Source organism: Mesorhizobium sp. M7A.F.Ca.CA.003.01.2.1 (assembly GCF_003998945.1).
Classification (GTDB): domain Bacteria; phylum Pseudomonadota; class Alphaproteobacteria; order Rhizobiales; family Rhizobiaceae; genus Mesorhizobium; species Mesorhizobium ciceri.
On sequence record NZ_RZRA01000268.1, the window covers coordinates 1 to 6074 of the forward strand.

Below are 6074 nucleotides of genomic sequence, written 5' to 3' on the forward strand. Positions count from 1 at the left end.
TGGACTACGAAACCGCCATCCTCACCGCCAAGCAGTCGATCAGCAAGGCGAAGCAGGACGCCATCGATGCCCAGAACACCTTGAGTTCAAACCTCGCTACCGCCCGGCAGCAGACCGAAGCCGACCTGAACGAAGCCGCGCTGAAGGCGAATATGCAGAAAGGCCTGATAGCCCAGGCTACCGATCCCGCGACTGTGGCCGCCATGACAAATGATCAGCAGCCCGCCCTGCTTTATTCACTGGTGCGCAATGTCGACGGCAAGACCAGCGAAATCGCCGCCAAGGAAGACACACTCGTGCTGCCTGGCGATGTGATCAAGGTCAAGCTGGCGCCGCTGGCCAGCCAGTAGCCCACAGCCCGATACCATCCAGCATCTCAATCCGTCCCGTGAGGGGCGGATTTTTGCTGAGCACCATGCTTGCCAGGCGAAGGCTTCCCGCTGCCCTGACTTCAACCCGCGAGTTGATTGCTTATGACGACCCAGCGGCCGCCGGACGGCCGGCATGCCGGGGCCAATCAGCTTCACCCGTGGCCGCATCCGCCGGCGCCTGCGACCGCCGCGTGCGGGTAGTAACGGGCAGCCGCGCCAGCTTGAAGAAACTGTAGTACATCAAGAAGGAACCCGTAAAATAGGGGTTGAGTATCTCGACCTCGACGAAGGAACGAATCAGCAGCAGCACCATCACGCCGGCGAGGATCACCGGCTCGGCCCGCCATGTCTTGAAGACCACCGCCGACACGTGGCCGTAGAGCGTGCGCAGCACGATCAGCGATACCAGCGTCGCTCCGACGAAGCCGAGTTCGACAAGAGCCTCGATATAGGTGTTGTGGAAGTGGAAGCCGGTGCGGGTGGTGATGTAGAACTCGTTCCACAGCCGCTCGGCTTCGGCGAAGCCCTGCACCCAATAGGCGGCATAGCCGACGCCGAGAATCGGCGATTTCTGCACGGCATTCCAGCCCTGCTCCCACAGATAGGTCCGTCCGGTGAGCGTCGAATCCTTGCCGAAGAGGCCGAGGACGAAGTCCATCAGCCCGAGATTCAAGGCGACAAAGGCAGTCACGACCAGCAGACCGGCGCCGATCAGGAAAATCACCCGGCGGTAGCGCCGTGACAAAATTTTGCTCATCGCAAGAAGCGTCACCAGCGCCAGAACCGCCGGTATAGAGGCCATCGAGGTGGCGGAATGCGAGACGAACAGCAGATAGGCCGACAGCAGAATGAGAGGCGCTGTAAGCATGAGGCTCAGCCGGCCGCGCCTGTAAAAGGCAAGGAACACCACGCTGAAATATATGCCGAGCGAGGCGACAAAACCGAGCTGGTTCTTGGAGGCAAACGCGCCGACGAAATTGTAGGTGCCGTCGAGAACATCGTCGGAATAATTGCCGACCCGCAACGAATACAGCAGGATGAAGAAAATCCCGACCAGGGCGCCTATCGTCAATGCGCGCACGCTGACGGTGCGCGCCGCGATATAGGCACAAGCGATATGAGAGAGATATTGGAACGCCGTCCTTGCCGTGATGCCCGGCGCAACCGACCAGAAAATCGAGAAGCAGACATAGGCGGCAAACAGCAGCGGCAGCCAGGCGCTGGACAGATGCCGCAGAAACCGCCGGTAGTCGACCATGACGAGTGGAAGCCAGACCGCGTAGTAGGCCAGGATCAGCACCTGGCCGAAAATGAACGAATAGGAAAACGCCCAGATCGAGACGGCTACGGCAAAGGCGCCATAGACCGAGTTCTTCTCGGGATCGACCAGCAGGGACTTTGGAATCTTCATCTCAGAGTCCCGCCGACACGACCCAGTGCCGGCAAGCCATGAGCCGGCCGGATTTTTCGCAGACATGGGCGTGCAATAAACGGCTTCTCCATTGTGCAGTGCAATATAACCTATCGCGCCCGGCGCTCAATGGCAAATCCGGTCAACTTATCTTACGCGAATTGGCCAAGCGGCGGATACCGAGTCGTCGCACCTTGGAACAGGGCGATCCGTCACAAATCCAGAGGCAGTGGGCGGCCTGTTCCCATCGCGAGTCAGATATGATTTTCGGTTTTCCTGAGCGTCGAGGAGGCTTGCCTACGGGCTGCCAAGCCATTGAAGAGAGCCTGCGCGGGTCGCTCGATCATTGTATAAAGGACAATGGATACCGCTATGGACAGCGCGCATGCCACGATGCCGGCCAGCCCCTGCGCCATCAGCCCTGACTGATGCGGTAGCAGTTTGCTCGCCAGCTGGATCACATAGGGGTGCGAGAGGTAGAGCGAGTATGATGCATCTCCGAGCAAAACCAGAAATGTTATCGCGCGCGTCCGGGGGGGCGACCAAGACAAAGCGGCGGCGGTTAAAACCACGGCAGGGACGCCGTTCGCCAGAAGCCAGGGCAAATCAGGTATCATTTGCCGAATGGCTATTGTCGCCACGAAAATCGCAAGCATAAGCCACGTACGTCCCACGAAAAGCTTCGCACTATGCACATATGCCAGGTAAAGTAAGATGCCAAAAACAAATTCCAGCATCAGCGGATTTGTATAAAAGCGCCAAGCGACGTTTTCACTCTGGATGAATTGACCCATCGCCACGAGAACTACTATGAACATGGATGGCGACAGTGGGCCGCGCAGGCCGCAAGCTATGCACGCAGCATATATTGCATAGAAGAACATCTCATAATTGAGGCTCCAGCCGAGAAAGAGCAGCGGCTGAATCGAACCGTCGACCTTTTCGAACGGGATGAAGAACAGTGATTTCAGGATCGTTTCGCCGCTCACGACGGTCGAATTCAGCAGACCGGGTTTCATCAGCGCAATCAACACGATACCTGCCGTCAGCGTCCAATAGAGCGGAACGATACGAACTATGCGGCGGCGACAGAATTGCCAGGCGCCTTTGGCCTCATCGGTGGTGTAAGCGATTATAAATCCACTGATTACGAAGAATATATCAACGCCTGACGCTCCGAATCCAAAGATATTTTCCTTAAGACCAAACTCTATTTGAAAACCGCTTCCAATATGGAACAATACCACCGCAAAAGCGGCGACGAACCTTAGAACTTGGAGCCCGAGCAGCTTGCGACGAACATTGGTGCTGTCCGGCAGCACCGTTGGTGATTCTACGCCAACCGTCGAAGCTACAGTCATTTTGTCTCTTCCCAGCCAAGGTCCGCTTTCACACGGGCCTCAAGTTCATCGGCCATATGACCCTGGCCGATTTCATTTGGATGCGAGTCGCAGCCGCGTGAAGCAACTCCTCCCGGACTGTCGAATCGTATCAGAGCAATTTTTCTTTCACCCGCGGCACGACGGACCGCCACGGCCTTGTTCACGGCCGACACCGCGGCATCGAGGTCGGCGCCCCAAAGCATCGGGCCGATACCGGCATAGATCATTGCGCCAGGCGCGTTGGCGCGCAATTGGGCAAGCAAGTCCGCGTAGCGTGCGACAAAATCCGGCGGCCGCGCGCCACCACTGAAATCGTTGCTGCCGAGATGCACGACAATGACATTGGTATCAGGCAGTTGCTCCCGGTCAGGACGTGACGGCATCAGTCGCGTGTAGAGGTCGCGCATCGTTGCGTTGGTGCTGCCATCATAATTGCGGACAAGGCCCTTCCCGGATGCTGCAAGCGTCGTAACGTCTGCTCCAAAGCGGCGCGCCACGACTGCGGCAAAGGTCAAGTACTGGTTCTCGGTATCGGCGCTAAACCGGCATTTGGCGTCCTTGCCCTCGACGCCGTAACCCGCCGAGATGGAGTCGCCGATGACTAAAAAGCTGCGGGTTTTCGGCTGCGGCGGCAGAAAAGATCCGTCGGTCCGGATATCCTTGAGAACAGTCGCGCCGAATGACGCTTCGGTTCGGCGGACAAGACGCACGGCGTGCCGGGCGGCCACCGTATCCAATACGACTCTGTAGGTGTGTTCGCCCTTCTTCAAGTCAAGGCGGGATACAGCACCGTCAACATCAACGACCATGCTGTTGCGGCCTGTGTCGTCAAGCACTACGTCGAGCCATGCCCCTTGGAATTCAACCTCGATGGCAGTTCCCGGCCATTCAAATGTGGCTTGGGTTCCGGTCGCCAAAAAGCGACCAACCAGCCGCGCGCTGTGCAACTCCGATTCCCCGGCAAGCGCACAGCGATCAGTGAGCCCATTTAACCCAGCTGCCGCCAACACTGCTATCAGGAATGGCCGAAGACCGGCTACTTTCATCTAGAGTCAGCCTGTGAGAATGGCGAGTGCTACAAGAGCAGTAAACACCTTTTCTCGCAGATGCGAAAGAACTTTTCGCACATGCGAGATGCAGGGCGCGTGCGAAAAATCCGTCCTAAGGCGGTCGTCGCAAGCGGAAGCGCCCCGCCTGATGCCGGCGCCTTTTTAGACACTGGTCCTTTTCAGTCCCCGTCAGTTGGACTTTCGCAAGCACCCCGCTGGAGCGCTACCAAAGCGCTCCGCCGGTGATCTGGATGTTCTCCATGGTGATGCCCTTGGCGAGATCGGAGCACAGGAAGACCGCCAGTGCGGCGATCTCCCGCGGCTGCAGCAGGCGCTGCTGCGGGTTGCCCCTGGCGATCTCGGCCATCGCTTCCTCTGGCGTGCGCCCCTTGCCTTCGCGCTCCACGACCTGCGCCACATTGCGGCGCATCAGTTCGGTCTCGACCCAGGTCGGGCTGATCATAACGCAGGTGACGCCATGCGCCGCCCCTTCCAGCGCCACGCAGCGGGTGAGACCCAGCAGGCCGGCCTTGGACGCGCAGTAGGCCGGGTTGTCCTTCCACCCGACCAAGGCGGCCGTCGAGCCAATGTTGACGATGCGGCCCCAGCCGCGCTCGATCATACCCGGCAGCACGGCACGCGTGACGCGGAAGGCGCCGGTCAGGTTGGTGTCGACGATCTTGTCCCAAAGCGCGTCGGAATGGCCGCAGACCGGCTGCTCGGCGGTGGTGCCGGCGGCGTTGACCAGAATGTCGGCGGGGCCGATGGCCGTCTCGGCGTCAGCCGCGAAACGGTTGGTGACGTCGCTGTCGCGAACGTCAAGGTGTGCGGCGTGAACTTTCGTTCCATGAGCGGCAAGGGCCGAGCGCACGCGCTCGATCTCGTCGGCGGCCGGATAGTAGGCGGCATCGGATCTGTCGGCGCCGGCAGGCGCGATGTAGGAGCCGACGGCGACATTGGCCCCAGCCTCGGCCAAAGCCGTGGCAATGGCGAAGCCCATGCCCGAGAAACCGCCGGTCACGATGGCGCTACGGCCGGAAAGGTTGTTCATGGCGCACGGTCTCCGCTTCGTTTGGGCAGGCAATCAGTCCTGACCGGATTTGGCAATCACAGCGGCGCAGCCTCCATCGACGAGCGTTCAGGACCCCTGAAGCGGTCTGCCCAGCCATTCGCGATAAAAGCCTTCGAGGTCGGGTTCGAAATCATACACGATGGGATAACCGGGTGCCGCCGCCTCGACCTCATGCAGCGTCCCGCACTCCGGGCAGATGAACTCCCGGATTTCCATCCATTCGGGATCAGGGAGATCGCTGTTGGGATAGATCTCGCGCAAAGCCTCCTCGGTGTTGCGCACGTTAATCACGGCGTTGAGCTTCCAGTTCTTCCGATAGTCGCCGAAGGAGTGGCCGCATTCGCAGCGGGTAATGCGCTCATCGCCACTCTGGCAGATGAACAGATGGTCCGAGACCGGCAGCAGGATCGGGTCCTTCCAGGCGACACGATCCTGATAGACGGCAACCATCTTGAAGAAACGGTCGTCATCCTTGTAGGCACTCATGATGCGCCTTGTCTGCGGCCAGGGCAGCTTGCCGGCGGCCAGATCGCCCAGAACTTCCTTGCTGTATGAGGTCATGGCTTGGCTCCCGGCGTGAAGATCGATTTGGCGTCGACGTTCCAGAAATCGCTGAATTCCTTGGTGAAGCGCGACGACAGCTTGATCGCGCTGGCGTACATTTTCTTCACTTCGGGCGCGAAGTCGGCCTTTCCGACGCGGCCACGCTCCTTGGCGATCCAATCCGCCACCGGAATCGCCTTAGCCAGGCGCTCTTTGCGCATGGCGGCGCGGCGTTCGACCGTGGCG

5 protein-coding genes and 2 pseudogenes are annotated in these 6074 nt (G+C 59.6%); 1 reads left to right on the forward strand and 6 read right to left on the reverse strand.

The features are described from left to right. Window positions 1-350 (forward strand): annotated as a pseudogene (locus tag EN969_RS13265) (sugar ABC transporter substrate-binding protein); the annotation flags it as partial. Between the two features lie 121 nt (window positions 351-471). Here EN969_RS13265 and EN969_RS13270 read toward each other — a convergent pair. The 6 genes and pseudogenes from EN969_RS13270 to EN969_RS13295 form a co-directional block, all read right to left on the reverse strand. After that, the gene (locus tag EN969_RS13270; RefSeq protein WP_063169877.1) at window positions 472-1782 is read right to left on the reverse strand and encodes an O-antigen ligase; all 1311 of its coding nucleotides are present in this window, start codon (window positions 1780-1782) and stop codon (window positions 472-474) included. 254 nt (window positions 1783-2036) lie between these two features. Then, on the reverse strand, window positions 2037-3143 hold the full coding sequence (locus tag EN969_RS13275) for an acyltransferase (RefSeq protein ID WP_024501842.1): 1107 nt from the start codon (window positions 3141-3143) through the stop codon (window positions 2037-2039). Then, on the reverse strand, window positions 3140-4210 hold the full coding sequence (locus EN969_RS13280) for an SGNH/GDSL hydrolase family protein (RefSeq protein ID WP_082826634.1): 1071 nt from the start codon (window positions 4208-4210) through the stop codon (window positions 3140-3142). Before EN969_RS13280 ends, EN969_RS13275 begins: the two co-directional genes overlap by 4 nt. A gap of 226 nt (window positions 4211-4436) precedes the next feature. Beyond that, on the reverse strand, window positions 4437-5264 hold the full coding sequence (locus EN969_RS13285; protein ID WP_013528123.1) for an SDR family NAD(P)-dependent oxidoreductase: 828 nt from the start codon (window positions 5262-5264) through the stop codon (window positions 4437-4439). An 87-nt stretch (window positions 5265-5351) separates the two neighbouring features. Continuing rightward, entirely contained in the window at window positions 5352-5846 is a 495-nt protein-coding gene (locus tag EN969_RS13290; protein ID WP_063169875.1) for an acetone carboxylase subunit gamma, read from the reverse strand. Next, a pseudogene (locus EN969_RS13295) lies at window positions 5843-6074 on the reverse strand (5-oxoprolinase); the annotation flags it as partial. The pseudogene EN969_RS13295 and the gene EN969_RS13290, both read right to left, overlap by 4 nt.